12 protein-coding genes and 1 tRNA gene are annotated in these 23917 nt (G+C 64.2%); 10 read left to right on the top strand and 3 right to left on the bottom strand.

What is annotated here, in order from left to right; all coding sequences use genetic code 11:
• The first annotated feature begins 32 nt into the window (after positions 1-32).
• Positions 33-740: an MBL fold metallo-hydrolase gene (locus D575_RS0108640; RefSeq protein WP_018145519.1), complete on the top strand. Its 708-nt coding sequence runs from the start codon at positions 33-35 to the stop codon at positions 738-740.
• Positions 741-1012: 272 nt separating this feature from the next.
• The gene (locus tag D575_RS0108635) at positions 1013-1513 is read left to right on the top strand and encodes a PRC-barrel domain-containing protein (protein WP_018145518.1); all 501 of its coding nucleotides are present in this window, start codon (positions 1013-1015) and stop codon (positions 1511-1513) included.
• 250 nt (positions 1514-1763) lie between these two features.
• On the opposite strand, the gene D575_RS14545 is transcribed toward D575_RS0108635, so the two are convergent.
• Positions 1764-1976, bottom strand: a complete 213-nt coding sequence (locus tag D575_RS14545) for a CsbD family protein (RefSeq protein ID WP_026182099.1) — start codon at positions 1974-1976, stop codon at positions 1764-1766.
• 391 nt (positions 1977-2367) lie between these two features.
• On the opposite strand from D575_RS14545, the gene D575_RS0108625 reads away from it, so the two are divergent.
• The 3 genes from D575_RS0108625 (at position 2368) to D575_RS0108615 (ending at position 4346) form a co-directional block, all read left to right on the top strand.
• A complete protein-coding gene (locus D575_RS0108625; protein WP_026182098.1) occupies positions 2368-2922 on the top strand; it encodes an outer membrane beta-barrel protein in 555 nt (184 codons plus the stop codon).
• A gap of 522 nt (positions 2923-3444) precedes the next feature.
• On the top strand, positions 3445-3996 hold the full coding sequence (locus D575_RS0108620) for a hypothetical protein (RefSeq protein WP_018145515.1): 552 nt from the start codon (positions 3445-3447) through the stop codon (positions 3994-3996).
• A 273-nt stretch (positions 3997-4269) separates the two neighbouring features.
• A tRNA-Arg gene (locus tag D575_RS0108615) sits at positions 4270-4346 on the top strand.
• A gap of 499 nt (positions 4347-4845) precedes the next feature.
• Here D575_RS0108615 and D575_RS0108610 read toward each other — a convergent pair.
• Positions 4846-5739, bottom strand: coding sequence for a response regulator (locus D575_RS0108610; protein WP_018145514.1), 894 nt, complete (start codon positions 5737-5739; stop codon positions 4846-4848).
• Positions 5740-6061: 322 nt separating this feature from the next.
• Between D575_RS0108610 and D575_RS0108605 the strand changes: the two genes are divergently transcribed.
• The 4 genes from D575_RS0108605 to D575_RS0108590 all read left to right on the top strand — a co-directional run bounded on the left by D575_RS0108605 (position 6062) and on the right by D575_RS0108590 (position 11863).
• On the top strand, positions 6062-7807 hold the full coding sequence (locus D575_RS0108605) for an EAL domain-containing protein (protein ID WP_018145513.1): 1746 nt from the start codon (positions 6062-6064) through the stop codon (positions 7805-7807).
• Positions 7807-9177, top strand: a complete 1371-nt coding sequence (locus D575_RS0108600) for an ATP-binding protein (RefSeq protein WP_018145512.1) — start codon at positions 7807-7809, stop codon at positions 9175-9177. The genes D575_RS0108605 and D575_RS0108600 overlap by 1 nt, the downstream gene beginning before the upstream one ends.
• Before the next feature lie 46 nt (positions 9178-9223).
• Positions 9224-9730: a transposase gene (locus D575_RS0108595; RefSeq protein ID WP_018145511.1), complete on the top strand. Its 507-nt coding sequence runs from the start codon at positions 9224-9226 to the stop codon at positions 9728-9730.
• 381 nt (positions 9731-10111) lie between these two features.
• Positions 10112-11863: a GGDEF domain-containing phosphodiesterase gene (locus D575_RS0108590; protein WP_026182096.1), complete on the top strand. Its 1752-nt coding sequence runs from the start codon at positions 10112-10114 to the stop codon at positions 11861-11863.
• 101 nt (positions 11864-11964) lie between these two features.
• Here the strand turns inward: D575_RS0108590 and D575_RS0108585 are convergent, their stop codons facing one another.
• Positions 11965-14586 (bottom strand): PAS domain-containing sensor histidine kinase, encoded by a 2622-nt coding sequence (locus D575_RS0108585; protein WP_018145509.1) that lies wholly within the window; start codon positions 14584-14586, stop codon positions 11965-11967.
• A gap of 458 nt (positions 14587-15044) precedes the next feature.
• Between D575_RS0108585 and D575_RS0108580 the strand changes: the two genes are divergently transcribed.
• Positions 15045-23690 carry a GH36-type glycosyl hydrolase domain-containing protein gene (locus tag D575_RS0108580; RefSeq protein ID WP_018145508.1) on the top strand — a complete coding sequence of 2882 codons (8646 nt, stop codon included), beginning with the start codon at positions 15045-15047 and terminating at the stop codon, positions 23688-23690.
• The last annotated feature ends 227 nt before the right edge of the window (positions 23691-23917 follow it).

The following is a 23917-nucleotide window of genomic DNA, read 5'->3' as shown; positions in this document are numbered from 1 at the left end:
TACCAAACCACGAATAACTCCCGGAGACCTCGATGGACCGTACCCAACTGCCCTATCGCATCCACCGCCAGGAACTCGGCCCGATGGAGAACTTCGTCTATCTGATCGAGGACCGCGCCAGCCATCGTGGTGCGGTGGTCGATCCAGCCTGGGACCCGGAGGCGATCATCCGTCAGGCCCGCGCAAACGAAGTCGACATCTCCGACATCCTGCTGACGCACAGCCACCACGACCACATCAACGGGGTCGAGGCAATCCTTGAACAGTATCCAAATGCGCGGCTGCACCTGCTCAAGCCCGAGGCCGAATTCTGGGGCAAGGAGCTGGAACGTCCGGAACTGCACCACGGTGGCGACGAGATGCGTCTGGGCGACACCGAGATCCGCTTCCTGCATACACCCGGCCACACCCCCGGCTCCGCCTGCTTCCACATGCCGGCGGGCGACGACCTGATCACCGGCGACACCCTGTTCGTCTTCGGCTGCGGCCGCTGCGACCTGGCCGGCGGCGATCCGGAACAGATGTTTCACACCCTCAACGGCCTGCGCGAGGGGCTTCCGGCCCATACCTGCATCCACCCGGGCCACAACTACGCGGAAAAGGCGGAATCCACGCTGGCGGAGGAGGATGCGGGCAACCCCTTCCTGCACTTTGACGACAAGGACGCCTTCGTCCATTACCGCATGCATGAACACGACCGAGTACGCAGTACGCCCTATCACCCCATCCCGAGGGGATAAGGACGGCGGACGGGGCCGGAAAACCACAACACACTCAGCGCGACGGCTTGCTACGTCGGGGCCCATCGCGGTCCACCGTGCATCCAGTCGATGCCAGCGCAGCTGGATAGACTTCCTGGCTACGAACCAGGTGTGTGCCTCAACGTACAGACGTGGGTGACAGCGCTCCGCAACATCGTTGGTGCGTTCGCATCGCCGGGTCCAAGTGCCCGCGCGATGCACGCGACATCGACTTCCGGATTGAACGCCGGACCCATCAAGGAGCGTAAACCATGAAAAAACTTGCCTCACTCAAACTCGCCGCGGCCACGGTCCCCATCTTCGTCTTTGGCCTGGGCGGTGTCATGACCGGCGCGATGGCCGGCGAACACGAGAAGGATTCGGACGACCACGAGGTGATGGAAGAACGTGGCGCCGAAGGCTTCGACCGCGACGCCATGGAACAACCACGTGCGGACGCCCGTGACGATGCCCCCCATATCCAGCGCATGCCGGACCAGGGGCTGCACGTCTCGGACCTGATGGACCAGAAGATCCATAGCCGTGAAAGCCAGGACGAGATCGGGGAAGTCCATGACCTGGTCGTCGATCAGGATGGCCGTATCGTCGCGGTCGTGATCGGCACGGGCAGCGGCGTTCTCGGCCTCGGCGGAAAGGACGTGGCGATCGCCTGGGACCGTATCGAGCGTACGTCCGAAGACGGAGAGGTCAAGCTTTACATCGACATGAATGAAGACACGCTGCAAGAAATACCGGAATACGAACGCGACTAACGCGTTGGTCGTCCTCGCCCCGAGGGGTACCACACTCCTCGGGGCCACCGACTCGCTACGCAGACATTGGTTATCTCGCGCGTCCGGGTGGGGCCCTGCACTTGCGCAAACACAGTGCGCCACCCAAACCGCCTAGCCGGTTTCCGGCTAGCAGGGCCGCCCGCCACTACGCCACCACCCCGGACACACGCCAATCACCGCACCCTGGAGGTGAGCCCAGGCGGGCCAGGCCCCACCCACGGCTGGCGGTTCAGTGGTGGACCCGACTCACCTTCCTCTCGAACTCTACGAGCTGCCCTTCGGCCGCGGCCCGGCTCACGCCATACCGCTCCTGGATACAGCCCACCAACTCGTCGCGTTCCCCCGCCACGGTTTCCAGTTCATCGTCGGTCAGCTGGTCCCAACGTGCCTTGACCTTGCCCTTGAACTGCTTCCAGTGATCTCTCGCGATATTCCAGTTCATCTCGCACTCCTCCGAATGGCTGGTCAGCTTGATTGCCGCCCGATCCAGAACCCTGCGGAGCACACCCGTGCCCGTCTGTGCGGGACCGCACAAACCCGCCCGAACGTGACGCGCAGCGTCCATCTTCGTTCTTGCCATCGAGGCTTCTTCCCTTCCTGAAAAGCACTACTTGGACCCACGGTTCCGGGAAATCGAGGAGCTTGTTGATTTTCGCGAACCAGGACACAGCGCGACCGGCTGTCTGTGTGCGCCAACGTACAGATACCCCATCGCTGGAAACGTAATCTGATTCCGAGTATCGACCGGGACCATCCCGGCCACGCCCAGAACCCACCGAGACAACCACCCCACCCCATCCCTCCCCGGATGGGAACCAATCAGGAGAAACCTAATGACCAAAAGGCTAATCGCGCTCACGCTCTGTCTGGCCGGAACACTCCCCCTCGCCGTCCAGGCCCAGCAAGCCGGATCAACGGCAAACTTTGGACCTTCCATGGGCGACCGCGAGTTCTCGCTTTCCGGAAGCGGCAGCAGCGACCGCAAGTTCGACAGCACCAACTTCGGTATCTCGGGCGATATGGGCTGGTACCTGCGCGATCATTTGATCGTCGGGGTCCGCCAGAGCATCAACTACGCCGACATCGAGGGCGAGAACATAACCAATGACTTCTGGAATGGCGCCACGCGCGGCTACCTCAACTTCCAGACGACGGACGGCCGTCTGCGTCCCTTTGGTGGTGGCAGCCTGGGCTTCATCTACGGCGACGGCGTCAAGGACAGTGCGTTCGCCGGCCTGGAAGGCGGCCTGAAGTATTACGTCCTGGAGAACACTTACGTCCTGGGCCGCGTCGAATACCAGTGGTTCTTCAGCCGCTCCAGCGATGCAGAAGATGCCTTCCGCGATGGTGCGTTCGCCTACACCGTAGGCCTCGGCTACAACTTCTGACCCTTCTTGCCCGGGGTAGGGCCCATTCGAAAGAAGGCCTGCTGCCCTGCCCCGAGGCACACCACGATCAGGGGAGCAGCCGCCCCCCGCCACCATCCAATCGGGCCACAAAGTCGCTTCATAGCGGGTCGAAGACCAGGTTGACAGAGACTTCTGTGCGTCCCCGATCAGGCCCCTTTCGTTCACTACCCAAAGCACAGCACCCTTGTCTCGGACGACATGGGGCGCCACCGCGAGAACAAGCAAACGCGCTTCAATCAGCGTCTCGCTGAAGATCCTTTTCAACATCTCATATGGCGTATCGTAATCATCGTTACGCCATTGATCTCTCGTATTTTTTCTGTCTCCCGTTATCTGAAACCCAACGCGCCCGGGGGCGAATGTGCGGCAACGTACAGATGCCCTCTCGGTTGCGACCGCAATCTGCCGTTTCGGATGCAAAGCGGGCCCTCCCGGTCGCCGTCGCACTCCAAACGCTCTGCGCCATGCCAACGCGGTGGGTAACGTTTCAGGAGGCACGTAATGATGAAAAAGGTAGCCGCAGTCATGCTCTGCCTGGCTGGACCGTTCACCCTTTCCGTCCAGGCTCAACAAGGATCGGCCGCCAACTTTGGGCCCTCCATAGGCGACCGCGAATTCTCGCTTTCCGGAAGCGGCAGCAGTGACCGGAGGTTCGACAACACCAACCTCGGCATCACGGGTGATATAGGCTGGTATCTGCGTGGTCACTTGGTCCTCGGCGTCCGCCAGAGCATCCACTACGCCGACCTCGAGAGCGACTTCCTGACCAATGACTTCTGGAGCGGCGCCACTCGAGGCTATCTCAACCTTCAAGACACAGACGGCCGGATGCGTCCCTTCGCTGGCGGGAGCTTGGGCGCAGTCTACGGCGACGGAGTCAACGACAGCGGGTTCGCCGCATTGGATGGGGGCTTGAAGTACTACCTCCTGGAGGACACCTACGCCCTGGGGCGCATTGAATACCAGTGGTTCTTCAGCCGCTCGAATGACGCAGAGAATGCGTTCCTCGATGGTGACTTTTCGTACACTGTCGGACTTGGCTACAACTTCTGATTCGCGTCCGGGGCCGGGGCTTTTCAGGCGCACGCTCGAATCGTAAAATCCACACCGGAACAACGGCGCGCCGGCCATGCCTCCGTGGGCTTCGGCGGCATGTCGGATTTCGCCCACGACCGCATTCGTGAACGCGACGGAGTGCGAAGTACGCGATATCGCCCGATCATGAACGGCTGGGAGAGCCAGGCAGACCAACCCGAACGCAAAGAATACCCCGCGACGGCTTGCATCCTTCGGGACCAATCGCGATAATGCGCGCCTTCAGTCGATGCGCCCGTAGCTCAGCTGGATAGAGTACCTGGCTACGAACCAGGTGGTCGGAGGTTCGAATCCTTCCGGGCGCGCCATATTTCAGAGAAGAGGCACCCACACCCGGGTGCCTTTTTTCGTTTCCAGTTCCCCAAAGGATTCGAACCTCCGTCAGACAATCCGGTTCGATCCCGAGCGCAGCGAGGAACGTGTCGGCCCCAGGCCGACACCCGGAAGGGCAAGACGCGCAGCGTCGTAGCAATCCTTCCGGGCGCGCCATATTTCAGAGAAGAGGCACCCACACCCGGGTGCCTTTTTTCGTTTCTACCAGCACAAAGGATTCGAACCTCCGTTCAACAATCCGGTTCGATCCCGAGCGCAGCGAGGTACGTGTCGACCGCAGGCCGACACCCGGAAGGGCAAGACGCGCAGCGTCGCCGCTATCCTTCCGGGCGCTCCACACTCCAGAGAAAGGGCACCCCATTCGGGAGCCCTTTCTCGTTATGGGCTCCAGGGCGTCGGTGACCCCTCTTAACCAGTCACGCCAGCCCCCGTCGTACAACGCCCTATGACGCTGCGATGCCAGGGAGAGTCACGTCAGAGAGATGCCAGGTAGGCGCGCATCGAGCCCAGCCCCTTGTCCGTCAAAGCAACTCGCATTCGCCGGCGATCTCCTGGATCGGGATACCGACTCGTCAGACCGAGCCGCTCGAGGGTATCCAGGTAGCGGGAGGTGGTCGTCAACGGCACTCGCGCGCCTACCGCGAGGCTGGAGACATAGGTCGCATGGCCAGTCAGGTGGTTATGGGTCAGATCGAGGAGCATGTCCCAGGCCGGGTCGGAAAAGAGATCGGATGGGAAATGCTGTAGCCGTCGTCGCTGCAGGGCCAACACCTCTCCGACACGCTCCAACATCTCGCCGTCCGACAGATCGATTTCGTCCGGTTGCGTCGAGCCAGCCCCGCGCCTGTGGCTGGTCGACCCGAACGCCTTCAACTGGCGGTCCATATCGCGCATCTGTTTGCGCAAATGCTCCATCGCGGACGACACATTATCGACAAAGCCACTTCTCTCGCGCTCTTCGCGTGCCCGGCGGATCGCCCGGGTGACCGCTCCGTGCAGGACTTCCCGACTGACCGGCTTGCTGAGCACGTCCTCAACATCGTGGCGCAGCGCCGTCACGGCCGCATCGGCATCCAGGTGGCCGCTCATCACGACGATGCGAGGGCGCGCGCCATCCTCCGCGATGTCATGTATGGCGCGGATGAGCGCGAAGCCATCCATGCCCGGCATTCGAAGGTCCACGACAACGACCAGAATACCGGGGTGTCCCTGCAGCCATCGCAGTGCCTCACGTCCGTCCATCGCCGCAACGCACGGGATATCCGAAAGCGACAGGCTGCCCTGGAGTTCGTCCAGGACATCGGGGTCGTCATCGACCAGTAGCGCAATCGGGGCAACCGCCGATTCGGGAAGTGACGTCGTGTTCATGCGGAGGGTTATCCATGGCCGGATTGAAGTGTTATACCTGCGCGCCCAATGCATCATCAGCACATCGGCTCGTCAAAGCCACTTCTTTCATTCTGGAAGGACACTCAAACGGCACCGCGAGCAGCACCTGCCTCGATTCGTCGGCCACAGGCACCGAATGAGCGCACCGGCGCGGAGCGATTCCCCACAGATGCCTTTCATCGCATCGCCACAATGGCCCCATTCTGGCAGAAGTGTCCCTGTCGCTCGCTTCCGCTTGGCGGCTGGTTCCGTATGCTGGAGCCAACACAAAACGATCGTCGGAATGACTCCGGGGCCCAGCATGACGCCAGTGGATCACACGCAGCCTGCCAAGATGCCCAGCGCGCCACTCATGCTGATTGTGGACGATGTGCGCGAGATTCGGGAGGAACTGATCGCCAGCGCCAGCCATCACGGCATCGCAGCCCATGGCGCCCCCGATCTGGCGGAAGCACGGCGACGCCTACGAACCGTTCGCTACGACCTGATCCTGCTCGACCTGAAGCTCTCGGAAGGGGACGGGCTCGCCCTGTTGCCCGAACTCGCGCGGATGAAATCGGCGGCACCCGCGCTGGCGTTTCTGTCCGGACTCAACGCGGACATCCTGGGTGCCGCGGGCGACGTGGCGGCCGAACTCGGGCTGGACGTGCTCGCCCCACTCGGCAAGCCCATCCGGCACGCATCCCTGACCGCTTTGTTTCGGCAACTGGAACAAGAGCCTCGCTCCCGCCCCGGGGTCGAGCTCCCAGCCGTCCTTGGCCGGCGTGAATTCACCGAAGGGCTCGCACAGAGGCGGCTGATCCCCTACCTTCAACCCCAATACTGTCTGCGCAGCGGGCGTTTGCTCGGATTCGAGAGCCTCGCCCGCTGGGAGCATTGGGAACTCGGCCAAACGCTGACGCCCGCTACATTTGCGGCCTATCTGGATGATCCTGAGTTCGCATGGCCCGTATTCGAACAGATCTTCCGCCAAGTCCTGCGCCACGCCTCCGCCCTGCAACAACGGTTCGGCGCTCACCTGCGCTTTTCCGTCAACGCCGGTGCAACGATTTTTGGACACGCCCGCTTCCCGGGCGATCTGGTTCGGGCATGCACCGAGGCAGCGCTGCCCGTTCATTCACTAACCATCGAACTGACCGAGAGCGCACCGTCACTCAGCGTCGAGCAACGCCTGGGTCTCGCCCGGGCACGCATCACGGGGTTCGGGATCTCTCTGGATGACTTCGGTGCCGGCTCGGCAGGTCTGACACGGCTGGCCCAATTGCCCTTGACCGAAGCCAAGGTGGATAGCTGGTTCATCCGCAACGCCACAAGCGACCGGCGCCGTCAGGCCCTGTTGCGGGATATCGCCATCCTTTGCAACCACCGGGCAATCGAGACTGTCATCGAAGGGATCGAGGACCAGGCCATGCTGGAGATGGCCCAGCGGTTTGGCTTCGGTGTCGCACAGGGATACTTGTTCGGGCATCCGGTGCCGATCGAGCACGCCATGGAGTGCGCCGATCACTTCGCCCTGAACACGGAATCCACCTCGAAGAGCGACGCCCCGAACCGGACCATTCGCACGACGGAGGTCTCCCTGGAACCCGAGGCCCTCGTTTCATCGCATGCAGCGACGACCCACGAACCATCCGCCTGGTGCCTGATCGTCGACGACGATCCCCATATTCGCGAAGAGATGTCCGCGATTCTTACCGGCGAAGGCGTGACGTGCTGGCTGGCCAGCAGCGTCAGCGATGCCGAGTGGCAACTGGCAAATATCGACGATGTGGCGGTCATGTTCATCGACATCGACCTGCCCGACGGAAACGGCCTGCAGTTACTCCAGCATCCGGTCTTTCTCGATCGTCAGCTCGCACCCATTCCCATCATCCTGACCGGGCATGGCAACGAGACGATAGCCAACCAGGCCCGCGAGCACCATGCCGAATACCTTGAAAAACCGGTATCGCGAGAACAGATCCGCAAGGCATTCAGGCAGGCCTGCGCGCGCTCGCCGTCGCGAAACACCTGTCGATCCTCTACCACCGCGGCGCTGCACCACTGATGAAACCCCGCCTGCTACGCATCGGCTTGCTGCTTGCACTTGTGATCCCGATCGTGATGTTCGGGATCCCCTGGGCCGGCCACGCAGTCATGGCTTCACCTCCATCGACCGGAGGCCCCTGGTTCGCGCTTGGGGGCCTGGTCGTGGGGCTGGCCACTGCCTGGCTGATCGGATTTCTGGGCGCCGACGTGACGAGCACCAATACCGCCGGGCGAGAGAGTGACAGGCCCGGGCCCCCCGATGAGCCTTCCGCACCCGAGGCAACGCAACGCCATCAACTGGCGTGCCTGACCGGCCTACCCGCCCCCCTCGCCCTGTGGAGCGGGACACTGCCGCCACAGGGTCGCCCCAGGGCGGACTCCGTAAGCGATGGCTATGCCACCCTTACCGGGCTGAACGAACCTCCGGACGACTGGTTCGGGACAGCCGTGGAAGAGGACACATCGAACATCGACCGCGCCCTGGAAACACTGCGTGAACAGGGACGGTGTGAAGTCGACTATCGCATCCAGCTGCCTGACAGGACCCTGCGCTGGATCCACGAACGACTGGCCATCTGTGACAGGACAACGGAGGGACCCTGGACCATCGCCGGGCTCGCCCTGGATGTCACGGGCGCCCGCCTCAATCAGCAACGCCTGCTCGAAAACGCTCGCATGGCCACCATGGGCCAGATCGCACAGGGACTAACGCACGAGTTCAACCAGCCGCTTCAGGTCATCCAGCTAGCGGCCGACAATGCCCAGGAATTCTTGCGCAAACCCGGTGGCGGTCCGCCACCGTCCTATGCCCTTGCACGGCTCGAACGGATCATGGAGCAGACCGAGCGGGCGGCCGAACTGATCCGCCTGTTGCGGTTATTTGGACAGGAGACCACCCCCCCTCAAGCCATCCAGGTGCAGGATGCGGTTGACCATGTCCTCACGTTGATGCGGCAACAACTCGAGATGCGCGACATCCGGGTTCAGTGTCAGTTCGCGGAGCTACCCGCAGTCCACGCCGCACTCGGCGATCTCGAACACATCGTGGCCAACCTCCTGACCAATGCACGCGATGCACTGGAGACAAAGCCCGGTTCCCGCATGCGCAATGGACAGGACACCATCTGGATCACCACGTCCCGCGAGACATACGACGGTGCCCCCTGGGCGGTGCTTGCGATCCAGGACACCGGTTGTGGTTTCCCCGAGGGCCCTTCGGCGCGCCTGTTCGAACCATTTTACACGACCAAGGAGCAGGGCCTCGGACTGGGCCTCACGCTCGTCCAGGGGATCGCACAGGCCCGCGGTGGCCAGGTCGAACTGGCATCCACGAGCGGTGGCGCCCGCGTCTCGGTTTATCTACCGCTGCCCCCCAACGCACAACCGTAGAAACATCCTTTCCGTCCGCCTTCTACCATTTGAGGAACCCAAACCGATGGCCTTGCTCACTTGGCCCCGCCCGCTGACCGATGACCCGGCCTGCATGACCCATCGTGCGCTTTTTCTGGACCGAATCGAACGCCTGCTTCCGTGGGAGACGCTGATCCAGCAGCTGATCGATGCCGGCGTTGCCGAGGATCACTTCCCGGCAGGGCTGAACACCCACCTGCGCATCCATTGCCTGCAACAGTGGTTCACCTATACCGACCCGGCAGTCGAAGAAGCCCTGTACGAAATTCCCCTTTTCTGTGCCTTCTGCGGGACCGAAACATCGGTCGAAGGCAAACGGATCAACGAATTCAGAGACACCCTGGACGGGCTTGGACTGCTCGACTCACTGCATGATCGAGTGAACCAGACGCTACAAGCCGCCGGCCTGACCCTCAAGCCCGGGCGGGTCGAGGATCCGGTCCTTTTGCGCCACCCGGTGGCAGCCGGTCTGGGCGATCCCGTCGCGCTCGACCCGCGTCCGGAAATCTCCGTCCCCATGGACCGCGCCTAATGCGCCAAGGGCATCCCACCAGACTGGGACAAACATGCCTGGCTGATTCGCTGCGGCGGCAACATGCTGGAAGCAGGACGAGCATTCGGAAACACGGAGACTCGACATGCCTAGCCGCGACTCGAGGAAACTCGCCATCCACCGCACCCATGTCAGGCCCAGACCGCCGGAAGACCACACTCAGGCGTGTGGCATGCGTCGGCTGCCGGCATGGCTCACTAAGCGCCATGCCCACCGGAATGCTTCGCAGCGGCGCCTATTTGACCCACTTTGGGTGGATTTTTCCTCGGGGCGGACCCCACGAGGAATAGAGGCCCAGCGATGAAGCCCTGGCTGCGCCCTGTCCAGCGCCTGCGCGACTGGAACCCCTCGCTCTCGGGGATGACCGACCTCGTCCATGCCCTGCGCCGGAACCCAAAAGAGTCGGCGGCCCTCGTCGTCCTGGTGTTCGTCAGTAGCCTGGCCTTTCTGTACGTTGACGACAGTCAGCAGGGCACCTTCACGTTATTCCTGTTTGCTCCCGTTATCCTCGCAGCCCTGGCGTTTGGCATCTCCGGCGGTTTTTTCGCGACGCTGGTTGCAACCGCGCTGATCGCTCCCTATTCCGCCTTGAGCCTATCGCCGGGACATGCCTGGCTCTGGCTGGATTGGGGCATCCGCGCCACGTGGCTGACCGTGATCGGGGTGCTGGTCGCCATGCTCTCCTGCGCGGTCTGTAACCTCGAGGGCCGCGTCAACATGCTACGAGGTCTCAATCCGGAAAATGGCGACCCCGATTACGAGTCTGCACAAAAACACGTGGAAGTTCTGCTGAGCAGCACCACCGGCCGCGACCAGTACGCAAACGTCACGGAAGTACGGGTAGCAAATTTCAAGGCGTTGCAACAGCGCTTCGGGACACGGCGCATGGATGAGGTCATGCAGGTTTTGGCGGAGCGCATCCGTCTCGTGATGCCCGCGGGAACCTTCGTCAGTCGTTCGGCCCCGGACTCGCTCTCCGTAGTCAACAGCTCGCATGCGCCCTGGAACCCTGCCGAGCAGGCCCAGCGACTGCGCTCGGTACGCGAGACCCCGCTCCAGATTGACGGCCTCGAGATTCATACCGAGCTGGTCTCAAGCACGGTCAGCCAACGCATGGAACCGCGCAGTGCCAATCTTGGCGTGGGCGATACGGATGTCCCGCCGGCCGACATCAGCGACGCGGCAAGCCGGCTGCTGGGGCGTGCGCGCGATGCCCTGATGGCCGAGCCCGACCTGAACTCCGGTGGACCCGCCCCTTCTTGGCACGGCGACACGCAACTGCTGGGCGAGATCGCCAAGGCCATCGAGGACCAGGAAATCCAGGTCGTCTATCAACCGGTCCTCGAGTTGCGCAGCCGCAAGTTCCTCAAGCTCGAGGCCTTGCCCCGCTGGAACCATCCCATCCGGGGACTCATCCCGCCCAGCCGTTTCCTGCCGCTGATCGAACACGCGGGGATGGTCCAGCATTTTGCCCGCTGGGTAGTCGAGGACGTTGTGGAACGCCTGGCCGAGTGGAAAGCCCAGGGTTACGAGCCCGTCGTTTATCTGGACCTGCACCCTCACATGCTGCATGACCACACCTTCTTTGGAGAGGTGGCGCGGCAGCTGCGGACCCATAACCTATCCCTGGCACAACTAGGCTTACAGATCCACGAACGCTACGTGATGTCCTTGAAAGGTCGGCAACTGCGGCATCTGCGCCATCTGCGCGCGTCCGGCATGCGCTGTGTTGTAGATAGCTTCCACGGCAAACATGTGCCGCTCACCCACTTGCGCACCCTCCCCCTGGACACGATCAACCTGGATGCAAAGGCCCTCTGCTACACCTCCGGTAAGCTGCAAGACCCGCGCTCCATCCAGGCCATCGTGCGGATGGCGCATGACCTGGGACTCTCGGTGATTGGCGCCGGAATCGAGAATTCCACGCAACTAGCCGAATTCGTGCATCTGGGCTGCGACGAACTCCAGGGTCCACTGCTCGGCAAACCGATCGAACATACCCAGATTGACAGCCTGATGGATGTTCAGTACTCCCAGATCAAGCCGCTTTCGCCCTCCCTTGTGCCAGAGAGCGAAGAAACGGAACTGGATCCAGCCTGCTCGTCACATTGAAATGGCGTGACCGGAGAGCAGACCGCCGCTGGCGCGCGTCCGGCAGTCAAGGACCAGCGGCGACGAGACTCGCTCACCGATGACCTCGGCTCGCCCACTGCTCAGACCCCTTTGTGCAGCGCTTGATGGATGGCGGTCAGGAGCTGTGCCTTGCGATAGGGCTTACGTAGCACCGGTGCCGAGCTTCCGGACGGATTGCCCACCATCGGCTCGTCACCGGTGTAGCCGGACGCCATGACGATGGGCAGGCCCGGTCGCACCTCGCGGGCCTGCGCGACTACATCGGTTCCCGACAAACCGCCGGGCAGCACCACATCGCACAACAACAGGTCGAGCTGCGCATCGCTGCGAAGAATCTCGATCGCCGTGTCGGCATCCTCAGCTTCGCGCGTCTGAAAGCCCGCCTCGCGGAGAATCCCCGCCACCAGCTCCTGGATCTCGGGGTGATCCTCGACGATCAGGATGACCTGCCCCCACCCCTTGTCCAACACGTCCGGTACGGGTTCTACAAACGAATCGGCCGGTTCGCTCGAGGCGGGCAATAACAAGGTAAAGGTCGTCCCCGACCCTGGCGCGGAGTCGACGTGAATCGACCCACCCGACTGCTGGAGGAAACCGAACACCATGCTCAGACCCAGGCCGCTGCCCTGCCCCGTCGCCTTGCCACTAAAGAACGGCTCGAAGATACGGTCCAGCTCGTCCGGATACATTCCGGTGCCCGTATCCCGCACCGTTACCACCAGGAAATCGCCGTCGCCTGCGTCAGCGTCGAGCGCACCCACAGCCGCGTCACCGTCCGCGTTGCGCATACCGATCTCCAGCACGCCCCCTTCCGGCATCGCATCGGCGGCATTGAAGGCGAGGTTCAGCAGCGTGCTCTCCAGCTGACTTCGATCCATATGCACCGGCAGGACTGCTTCATCCGGGGTCAGGATGACCAGTCGGCTCCGCTGCCCGAGCGAGGCCTCGAGAATCGGCCGCATCTCTTCGAGGAGATCCTGGAAATCCAGCGTCTCGGGCAACAAGGTCTGGCGTCGGGCAAAGGCCAGCAGGCTTTGCGTGAGGTTCCGGCCTCGTTCCGCGGCCTGCTCGATGACCCGCAGCAGCCGAGCCGGTTGCGACCCTAGGGGCACATGCTCTTCGAGTCGATCAACGTTGCCCAGAATGACGGTCAACAGATTGTTGAAATCATGTGCCAGACCACCAGTCAGCCGCCCCGTCGCCTCCATGCGTTGCGAGTTCATCAGCTCTCGCTCCACCGCCCGTTTAGCCGTGATATCGCGTTCGACCGACACCCAGTGGGTAAACCATCCGGTCTCGTCGGCCAAGGGCACAATATCCAGCTCCAACCACAGCTCCTCGCCGCTTTTGGTGTAGTTCAGGAGCTCGGCCCGGACGGGACGCCACTGCTCTAAGGCGCGCCGAATCCGGCGGAGTTCTGCGGGCTGCGTACCCGGCCCCTGGAGCATGCGTGGCGTATTCCCAATGGCTTCGTCGCGCGTGTAGCCGGTGCGTCGCTCGAACGCCTCGTTCGCAAAGATGATCCGTGGCCCCGGGTACTCGACCGGCTCGGCTTCCGTGATCAGGACAATGTCGTTGATTCGCGAAATCGCCGCTCGCAACAGCTTGAGCTCCTGCTGTTGCTTGCGCTCCTCGGTCACATCCAGAAGGTATACGGTCAGACCGTCGGGAAACGGGTAGGCCCGCACATCAAGACACACGCCGCGGGATTCGAAATGCGCCTGAAAGGTGACCGCCTCCCCTCGCCGCATTGCACGGCGAAATTGGACTCCGAACGGGTCGCTCGGCGAGAACCGCCCCTTGCCCCAGATGGAGCGGGCCTCGTCCGGGCCGCCCGGTAACCCAAGCAAGCTCCTCGCCTTAAGATTGGCGTACGTCAGCCCATACTCCCGGTCCACCGTGAAGAACGCATCCGTAATGCTCTCGACGGTGTCCTGCAGGCGGAGGTCCAGCGCCTTGGCCTCCTCGCGCAGTTGCATGAGTGCAGTGATCTCGATAGCCGCCCCCAACCAGCGATGGACAACGCCATCCGCCGACGTCTGCGGGACCGCCTGGGCCAGATGCCAGATGTATTCGCCATCCGCGCGGCGCAGCCGCAGCTCGCGTAGATAGGGCTTTCCAGTCTCCACACACCGGCCCCATTGCTCGAGCGTGGGTTCACAGTCGTCCGGATGGAGGAAATCGCGCCAAGCGCTTAAGAATTCCTGCTTGGATGCCCCGGAAAACTGGGCACACTGGGCCCCGACATAGTCCAGCTCGCCATCAGGCCCCGCTGTCCAGACATGGATCGGGATCACATCCGCGATTTGTTCGTAGCGCTCTCGTTCCCCGCGCAGACGTTCCAGCCATCTGCGCTCCTGCTCATAGACTAACTGGTGGTGGTAAAAGACAAAGAAAACCGTCACCAGAGCAGCCGCTGCCCCCAGCCGGTTGGCTAGCACGTACCCCATCGAAAAGCCTTCTGGCGCGGGAGGTGACAGCAGGAACCCGACCCAGATCGCGCCAACGGCCAATGCGGTCACCAATGCCAGAAAGCGAACACCACCGGCATAGAAGGCCAGAACAACCAGAGGTATGTAGAGAAATCCGTGCGCAAAGCCCTGCTGCGTCACCAACTCGGTCGCCAGGATGAGCGCCATGCCGGCAAACACAATTGTGGCCAGAACCCAGCTCCGCGGCTCTGAAGGCTCCATGTTCGTCATTGCTTCCAACCACCTTCAAGCCAAATACGCATTGGTCAACAGGCGCCCGCCACCGCCGCGGAACTGAACCGCCCCGGATTTCCCGAAGACTCATTGGTTTGGTTCGCGCTGCACGCGCGGACCTTTAAAGTCGCTGATGGTACTCCGCTTGAGTTTAACCCCGTTTCTGCGGACGTTTTGGAAAGGGCTTTAGCCGAACGCCTAACTGGATCCGTGTTTCCCTGGCCTGACCGAAGCCTTCCAGTTCTCGATGGACACTATTCAAGGGAAGGCGACAGTGCGCTGGCGAACATACGGGGGCGATGCATGGTGCAAGACTGAAATGGCTGCAAACGACGGGGTAGGCCAGCCCGGCCCTGACCCACCTGCGTCCGGACAAGGAGAAGGTCATCGACATCAAGGCGTTCGGATCTTCCTCGCGTACGCGCGAGGCGCTTCGCCACGACCGCGACACCGAGTTGCTGCGTTCGGAGCTTCTGAGCGTCGAGCAGCTCAAGCGGCATGCGGTCACGCTGGCCGAGCAGCACCGTATCGATCCCCGCCCCGGACCGGACCGGCTGCTGCCACGGCTGGCGGACAATGAACGGGTCCTGATCGCGGCCTACGACGTCATCACCGCGACCCGTGCCGAAGTACCGGGCCAGCGAATCGTGCCGGACGAGGCGTGGCTGCTCGACAACTTCTACCTGATCGAGCAGCAGATCGCGATGGCACGACGGCATCTGCCGGACGGCTACAGCCGGCAGCTGCCGCACCTGGCCGATGGCCCCTCGGCGGGATTCCCGCGCATCTACGACCTGGCGCTGGGACTGATCTCGCACATGGATGGGCGGGTCGATCGCGACAACGCCACCGAGATGATCGCCGCCTATCAAACCGTCGAGCCCCTGAAACTGGGTGAGCTGTGGGCGTTCCCGATCATGCTCCAGCTGGCCTTGCTGGAGAACCTGCGCCGCGTCGGGGTGCGCATCGCCCAGCGCCGCGTGGAGCGCGACGCGGCCATCAGCTGGGCGGACCGCATGCTCGCGGCCGCCGAACGCGAACCCGCGCAGCTGATCCAGTTGCTGGCCGAGTTTGCCAGTGCCGATGTACCGCTGACGGCGCCGTTTGTGGAGGAGTTCTACGGCCGGCTCCAGGCGCAGGGGCCGGCCATGGCCTTCGTGCAGACATGGGTCGAGCAACGGTTGCAGGAACAGGGGGTCACCACTACCGGGTTGTCCGAGGCGTATGGACGCACGGCGGCAGCCAACCAGATTTCCATCGCCAACTGCATCGGCAGCCTGCGGTTCATCTCCTCGATGGACTGGAAGCAGTATGTCGAGTCACTCAGCGTGGTGGAACGGATCCTGAGCGAGGATCCAATGGGCAGCTACGCCGGCCAGGACTTCGCGACCCGCGACCGGTATCGCCACGTCATTGAGGAAGTGGCGCGCCACAGCGGCCGCAGCGAACCGACCGTCGCGCACGAAGCCATCGGTCTGGCACAAGCGGCAGCCACACACCGGAACCACCGCGACCGCAATGTGCATGTGGGTTACTACCTGGTCGACCGGGGACGTCCGGACCTGGAGCATGCAGTGGGCTACCGGCCCTCGTGGAGATCCCGCATCCGCGGGGTGTTCCGGGAACACAGCCTGCCCCTGTATCTGGGGCCCATTGGGCTGCTCACGCTCGTCATCGCAGGGGTTGCGGCAGCCCTTGGAGGCTTCTTCGGCGCCGGTTCCGGGTGGAACTGGCTGCTTGCGCTTCCGCTCCTGATCGCCGCCTCGGCGCTGGCGATCGCCCTGGTGAACCTGCTGTACACGCGCGTTTTGCCACCACGGGCCTTGCCGCGCATGGATTTTTCCCACGGGATTCCCGACCGCCACCGCACCATGGTAGTCGTACCCACCCTGCTGGGAAGTCCTCAGGACGTCGATGATCTGCTCGAAGCCATGGAGATCCGCTATCTCGGGAATCGTGATCCCAACCTGTTTTTCGCCCTGCTGACGGACTTCCGCGACGCGCCCGAACAAACCATGCCCGGGGACGAGGCCCTGCTCGCCCATGCGCGCAGTGCAGTCGAACAACTCAACCAGACCTACAGCGACGACCGCCCCTGCATCTTTTACTTGTTCCACCGGCCCCGGGTGTGGAATCCGTTCGAGCAGATATGGATGGGCCATGAGCGCAAGCGCGGCAAGCTGGAGCAGTTCAATGCGCGGCTGCGAGGCGAAGCCCTGACCGCCTTCTCCGATCTCGTTGGCGATCCGTCCGTGCTCGCGTCGATCCAGTACGTCATCACCCTGGATACCGATACACAGCTACCGCGCGACGCCGCCCGCGCCCTGATCGGCAATCTGGCGCATCCGCTCAACCGCCCGGTCTACGACCCCGAAAAGGGCCGCGTGGTGGAGGGCTATGCGATCCTCCAGCCCCGCGCGATGATCAGCCTGACCAGCGCCGAGCAGTCGCACTTCAGCCGATTGTTTGCCGGCGAGTCCGGCCTCGACCCGTATACCCGTGAAGTGTCGGACGTCTACCAGGATGTCTTCTGCGAAGGCTCGTTTATCGGCAAGGGCATCTATGACGTGGATGCGTTCCGCCAGGCCGTCGACGGACGCTTTCCGGAAAACCTGATCCTCAGTCACGACCTGCTCGAAAGCGGGTATGCGCGGTCGGCCCTGGTGACCGATATCGAACTGATCGAGGAACACCCGGCCAGTGTTGCCATCGAGGCCAGTCGGCGCCACCGCTGGATACGCGGCGACTGGCAACTGGCAGGCTGGCTGCGCCCGCGGGTACCGGGGCCGCCCGGCCCGGACGGATCCATGGGACCGCGCCAGCCGAACCCGCTCTCGGCCCTGTCGCGCTGGAAACTGTTCGACAACCTGCGGCGCAGCCTGGTGGCGCCCGCGCTGGTGCTCCTGCTTGCAGGGGGCTGGCTGCTGGGACCGGCGTGGCTGTGGACCCTGCTGGTCGTGGCCGTGGTGCTCCTGCCCACCCTGCTGTCCAGCATCATCGAGCTGATCGACAAGCCAACCGGACGCGACTGGGCGCCACACTTGAACCTGACCGGACGGTCGACCGGCCGGCCGCTGCTGCTCGCCCTGCTGACCCTGGCCTTCCTGCCCTACGACGCGCGGATCAGCGTGGGTGCGATCCTGCACTCGGGCATCCGCATGCTGTACACGCGCAGCGGTCTGCTGCTGTGGTACCTGCCATCGTACGCGCGCCGCAACGCCCGCCAGACGCCGGCCGGTTTCTTCCGGGAGATGGCGAGCGCACCCGGCCTTGCCGTCGTGCTGGGCATGCTACTGGCCCTAACCGGCAGCCCGGCGGCGGTCTGGCTTGCCGCCGCCCCGATCCTGCTGCTGTGGCTGGTCTCGCCGGTGATCGGCTGGTGGATCAGCCGGCCGCTGATCGTTTCCACCCCGGACCTGAGCGCGGATCAGCGGGCTTTCCTGCGGGCCGTGGCCCGACGCACCTGGCGCTACTTCCTGGACTTCGTCGGCCCCGAAGACCACTGGCTCCCACCCGACAATTTTCAGGAATCCCCCGCCTCGGCCATCGCCACGCGGACCTCGCCGACCAACATGGGCATGGCGCTACTGGCCGATCTGGCAGCGGTCGATTTCGGCTATCTCACGACCGGGGAATGCCTGGAACGCATCGGCAATACCCTGGGCTCGATGGAGCAGCTGGAACGCTATCGCGGGCATTTCTACAACTGGTACGACACCCGCACGCTGCAACCCCTCCAGCCGCAATACGTATCGTCGGTGGACAGCGGTAACCTGGCCGGCAGCCTGCTGACCCTGCAGGCCGGCCTGGAGGAGCTGAAGCACCAACCGATACTGACCGCGAACGCGTGGCAGGGCCTACAGGACACCCTGGAGGTGCTCGCCGAACACTTGCCCCCTGCTTCCGCGCCCGAGTTGACGAAAACGGTCGGCCGGCTGCAGGAGACCCTGCGCACCCTGATGCTGAACGGCCCCCCGCAGACCCTGGAGGCCGCCACCCGTGCGCTCGGCGAGCTTCACCGACTACTCGGAGGCATGCTCCTCGAGGAGCCGCCGCCAGGTACCGAAACCGACCCTGAACTGGATGCCTGGACGCAGGCATTCCAGCGCCAGGCCAAGGCCCTCCAGGAAGAGTTCGCGCAGCTGGTTCCCGCCACGTGGCCGGACAACGGCCTCCCGACGCTGGCGGAACTGGCCCGAGCGGATACTGGAGATGGCGGGGCCCGGGCGCAGATCGACCGCATCGATGACCTGATCGGGCGTTGCAGCGCACTGGCGACCATGGATTTCGAGTTTCTCTACGACGCGCCGCGCGACCTGCTGGCCATCGGCTATGACGTGACCGAACGGCGGCGTGACCCATCGTGCTACGACCTGCTGGCATCGGAAGCCCGCCTGGCCAGTTTCCTGCTCATCGCGCAGGGACAGGTGCCGCAGAAACACTGGTTCACGCTCGGCCGCCTGCTGACTCGCCATGGAGGCGACATCAGCCTGATCTCGTGGAGCGGCTCCATGTTCGAGTACCTGATGCCGCAGCTCATCATGCCGAGCTACGCCAATACCCTGCTGGACCAGACCGGCAAGGCGGCCGTGGCACGCCAGATCGAATACGGCCGTCAACGGGCAGTGCCCTGGGGTATATCCGAGTCCTGTTACAGCGCCACGGATCTCCATCAGGTGTACCAGTACCGCGCCTTCGGCGTTCCCGGCCTCGGCCTGAAGCGGGGGCTGGGCGATGACCTGGTGATCGCACCCTACGCCAGCGCCCTGGCCCTGACCGTGGCACCGCAGGACGCCTGCCGTAACCTCCAGAACCTGGCGGATCAGGGATTCCTCGGCGCCTACGGCTTCTACGAGGCGATCGACTATACGGCGACCCGGGTGCCGCACGGCAATCCGCATGCCGTTGTGCGCTCCTTCATGGCGCATCACCAGGGCATGAGCCTGCTCGCCTTTGCCCATGTCCTGCTCGATCAGCCAATGCAGCGCCGTTTCATGTCCGATCCGCTGGTGCGGGCGACCGAATTGCTGCTCCAGGAACGGGTGCCAAAGAAGGGCGCCACCGTGCACCCGCACGCTGCGGAGGTCAGTGCCGCCGCTCGCCCCTCCGGCGCGGACACCGGTTCGATCATGCGCATGTTCACCGACCCGGACACGCCGATGCCCGAGGTTCATCTGCTGTCGAACGGTCGTTACCACGTCGTGGCGACGCATGCCGGCGGCAGCGCCAGCCGCTGGCGCGACCTCGCCGTCACCCGCTGGCGCGAGGATGCCACCACCGATGGCTGGGGCACGTTTATCTACCTGCGCGACCGCGACAGCGGCACCTACTGGTCGACAGCCCACCAGCCCACCCTGCGCCCCGCCGACCACTACGAGGCGATCTTCGTCCAGGGGCGGGCGGAATACCGCCGCCGCGACCACGCGATCGAGGCCCACACCGAGATCTGTGTCTCGCCCGAGGACGATGTCGAGATCCGCCGCGTCACCCTCACCAACCAGTCGTCCAGTACCCGCCACATCGAGGTGACCAGCTACGCGGAGGTGGTGCTGGCGCCGTTGAACAACGACCTCGCGCACCGCTCGTTCAGCAATCTGTTCGTGCAGACCGAGATCCTGCCGGAGCGCCAGGCGATCCTCTGCACGCGGCGCCCACGCACGCCGGGCGAACAAGTGCCCTGGATGTTCCACCTGATGGCGGCCCCGGGTGCGACAACCGACGAACCCTCCTACGAGACCGACCGTGCCCGCTTCATCGGCCGCGGGCGCAGCGCCGCCAACCCGCTGGTGCTCGACAAGCCGGACAGCGAGGCGACCCTTTCCAATACGGATGGGCCGGTGCTCGACCCCGTGGTCGCGATCCGCCGCACCCTGACCCTGGCGCCCGACGAGTCGGCCAGCGTGCAGATCATCTCCGGGGCCGTGGACACCCGCGAGACCGCACTGGCCCTGCTGGAAAAGTATTGCGACCGCTACTTTGTCGAGCGGGCATTCGAGATGGCCTGGTTCCAGAGCCAGGAGGTGCTGCGCCACATCAATGCCACCGAAGTCGATGCCCAGCTCTTCGGTCGCCTGGCCAGTTCCGTCGTCTACGGCAACGCCCTGCGCCGCACCGAGCCCGCCACCATCGCGCGCAACCGGCTGGGCCAGTCCGGGCTGTGGCGCTTCGGCATCTCGGGGGACCTGCCCATTGTCCTGTTGCACATCCGCAACCTGGATCGCATCGGCCTGGTCCGGCAGATCCTGCAGGCCCACACCTACTGGCGTCTGAAGGGCCTGGCCGCGGACCTGGTGATCGTGAACGAGGACTTCTCCGGCTACCGCGCCCTGCTCCAGGATCAAATCATGGGGCTGATCCACGCCGGACCCGAGGCGCAGGTCGTCGACCACCCCGGCGGGGTCTTCGTGCGGCGTGCCGAAGAACTGACCGAGGACGAACGGGTGTTGCTGCAGACGGTGGCGCGGATCGTCTTCAGCGACACGGCCAAGACCCTGAGCGAAGAGATGGACCGGAGGCTCTCGGCCAAGTCGCTGGATCGGCGGGTCTCGAACAAGGGACGATCGGTGGATCGGCGCCGCTCGAAGCCGGGCCGATCGGTGGACCGGCGCGTGACCGCAACGCGTGCCTCCGATCTGCTGGAACCCGCCAAGCCCGCCACCCCCGAAGCGGTTCATCCGCTGGCGTCACGCGAGCGGGTCTTCAGCAACGGGCTGGGCGGCTTCACCCCCGACGGGCAGGAATACGTGGTCACCCTGGAGCCCGGCCAGACGACCCCGGCGCCGTGGGTCAACGTCATCGCCAGCCCCCACATTGGCACGGTCGTCAGCGAGAGCGGCAGTGCCTACACCTGGGTCGAGAACGCGCACGAGTTCCGCCTCACCACCTGGCACAACGATCCGCTCTCCGACGCCAGCGGCGAGGCTTTCTACATCCGCGACGAGGAGACCGGGATGTTCTGGTCACCCACGCCGCTGCCAGCCCGCGGCCAATCCGGCTACGTATGCCGGCACGGGTTTGGCTACAGCGTGTTCGAGCACACCGAATCGGAGATCGCCTCGAAGCTGCATACCTACGTCGCCATGGACGCTCCGGTGAAGATCGTGCGGGTCAAACTGAGCAACACATCGCAGCGGCCACGCAGCCTGTCGCTGACCGGGTACTGGGAACTGGTGCTCGGCGAGTGGCGGCACGCGAACATGATGCACATCGTCACCGAAGCCGATGCGCAAACCGGGGCGCTGCTGGCCCGCAATGCCTACGGCCGCGAATGCGCCAACCGGGTGGTGTTTGCCCATGTCGGCGGACGCGAGCGCTGGATCAGCGGGAGTCGCAACGAATTCATTGGCCGCAACCGCTCGCTGGCCAGCCCGGAGGCGATGCGCCTTAAGCGGCTGTCCGGCAAGACCGGGCCCGGCCTCGACCCGTGCGCCGCGCTCCAGACCCGGATCGAACTGGCTGCAGGAGAGGAACAAGAGATCGTGTTCGTCTTCGGTGCGGCCGCCAACGCCGACGAGGCGCGCCAGTACATCCAGCGATTCGGCGGCCGCGCCGGCGCGCGCCACGCCCTCGAAGCGGTCTGGGAGTACTGGAATCACACGCTGGGCGCGGTGCATGTGGACACGCCCGACCCCGCCCTGAACGTGCTGGCCAACGGCTGGCTGGTGTATCAGACGATATCGTGCCGGCTGTGGGGCCGCAGCGGCTATTACCAGTCCGGCGGTGCCTACGGGTTCCGGGATCAGTTGCAGGACACCATGGCGCTCGTCCATGCCACGCCCTGGCTGGCCCGCGAACAGCTGCTTCGTTGTGCCGGACGCCAGTTCCCGCAGGGCGACGTGCAGCACTGGTGGCACCCGCCCAACGGCCAGGGCGTGCGCACCCGGTTCTCCGACGACTACCTGTGGCTGCCCTATGCCGCCTGTCGCTACGTGGCAGCCACCGGGGACACCGGCGTGCTCGACGAGTCCATCGCGTTCCTGGAGGGCCGCGAACTCCATGCGGACGAGGAGGCCTACTACGACCAGCCGCAGACCTCGTCGGAATCGGCCAGCCTCTATGAACACTGCGTGCGCGCCCTTCGGCACGGCCTGCGTTTCGGCGAACACCACCTGCCGCTGATGGGTTGCGGCGACTGGAACGACGGCATGAATCTGGTCGGCAACGAGGGCAAGGGCGAGAGCGTGTGGCTCGCGTGGTTCCTGTTCGAGAATCTCGAGCGATTCGCCGACCTCGCACGCAAGCACGGCGACGCGGACTTTGCCGAGTTGTGCACCGCGCAGGCCGAAGCGCTTCGCGACAACATCGAAGCCGAAGCCTGGGACGGTGCCTGGTACCGGCGCGCCTGGTTCGACAATGGGACTCCGCTGGGTTCGTCCAGCAACGAGGAGTGCCAGATCGATTCGATCAGCCAGAGCTGGGCGATCCTCTCCGGGGGTGGCGACCCGCTGCGCGCCCGCCAGGCAATGGCGGCGGTGGACACGCGCCTGGTGCGACGCGACGAGCGGATCATCCAGCTGCTCGACCCGCCCTTCGACCACTCCGACCTGGAACCGGGGTACATCAAGGGCTACATCCCCGGTGTGCGCGAGAACGGCGGCCAGTACACCCATGCCGCGATCTGGACCACGATGGCATTCGCCAGGATGGGCGACACGGAACGCGCCTGGGAGTTCTTCGCCATGCTCAATCCCATCCACCAGGGCAGCACCCCGGAGGCGATCGAACGCTACCGGGTCGAGCCCTACGTGATGTGCGCGGATATCTACGGCGCCCCACCGCACACCGGCCGCGGCGGCTGGACCTGGTACACCGGGGCGGCCGGCTGGATGTACCGGCTGACGGTCGAGACCCTGCTGGGCCTGCACCTGGAGGCCGACCATCTGCGCATCGCGCCCCGCATCCCTGCGGACTGGGACGCCTACCGCATCCACTACCGCTACCGCGAGACGGTCTACCACATCACCATCCGGCCGATCGGGGAACCTGAAGGTCAGGCGACGCGCATGACGGTGGACGGTGTCGAGTGCCCGGATTCACGCATCCCATTGGTGGACGACCACCAGGAGCATCATGTCGAACTCCATCTCGTTACAAAGGCATGATCGCGCCCGCACCAGCCAGCGACCAATGCCGCATGGCCCACACGGCCCGGCCCATCGGCCCGGAACGATGGCAACGCCCATTGAACCGGCCGCGTGTTCGCTAGCGCACAGACCCCCTGGAGGGTCGGTGCCAAGGTTGGGCATGAGCGTTCGACCCCGCGCGGACACCGCGCCGGCCTGCCATCTGCATGCGTCCGGTCGAATCGTTTGTGATGAATCTTTACACC

Source organism: Thioalkalivibrio sp. AKL6 (genome assembly GCF_000376905.1).
In the GTDB taxonomy this organism is placed as follows: Bacteria; Pseudomonadota; Gammaproteobacteria; order Ectothiorhodospirales; family Ectothiorhodospiraceae; genus Thioalkalivibrio; species Thioalkalivibrio versutus.
This window is presented reverse-complemented; position numbering and strand designations above follow the sequence as displayed.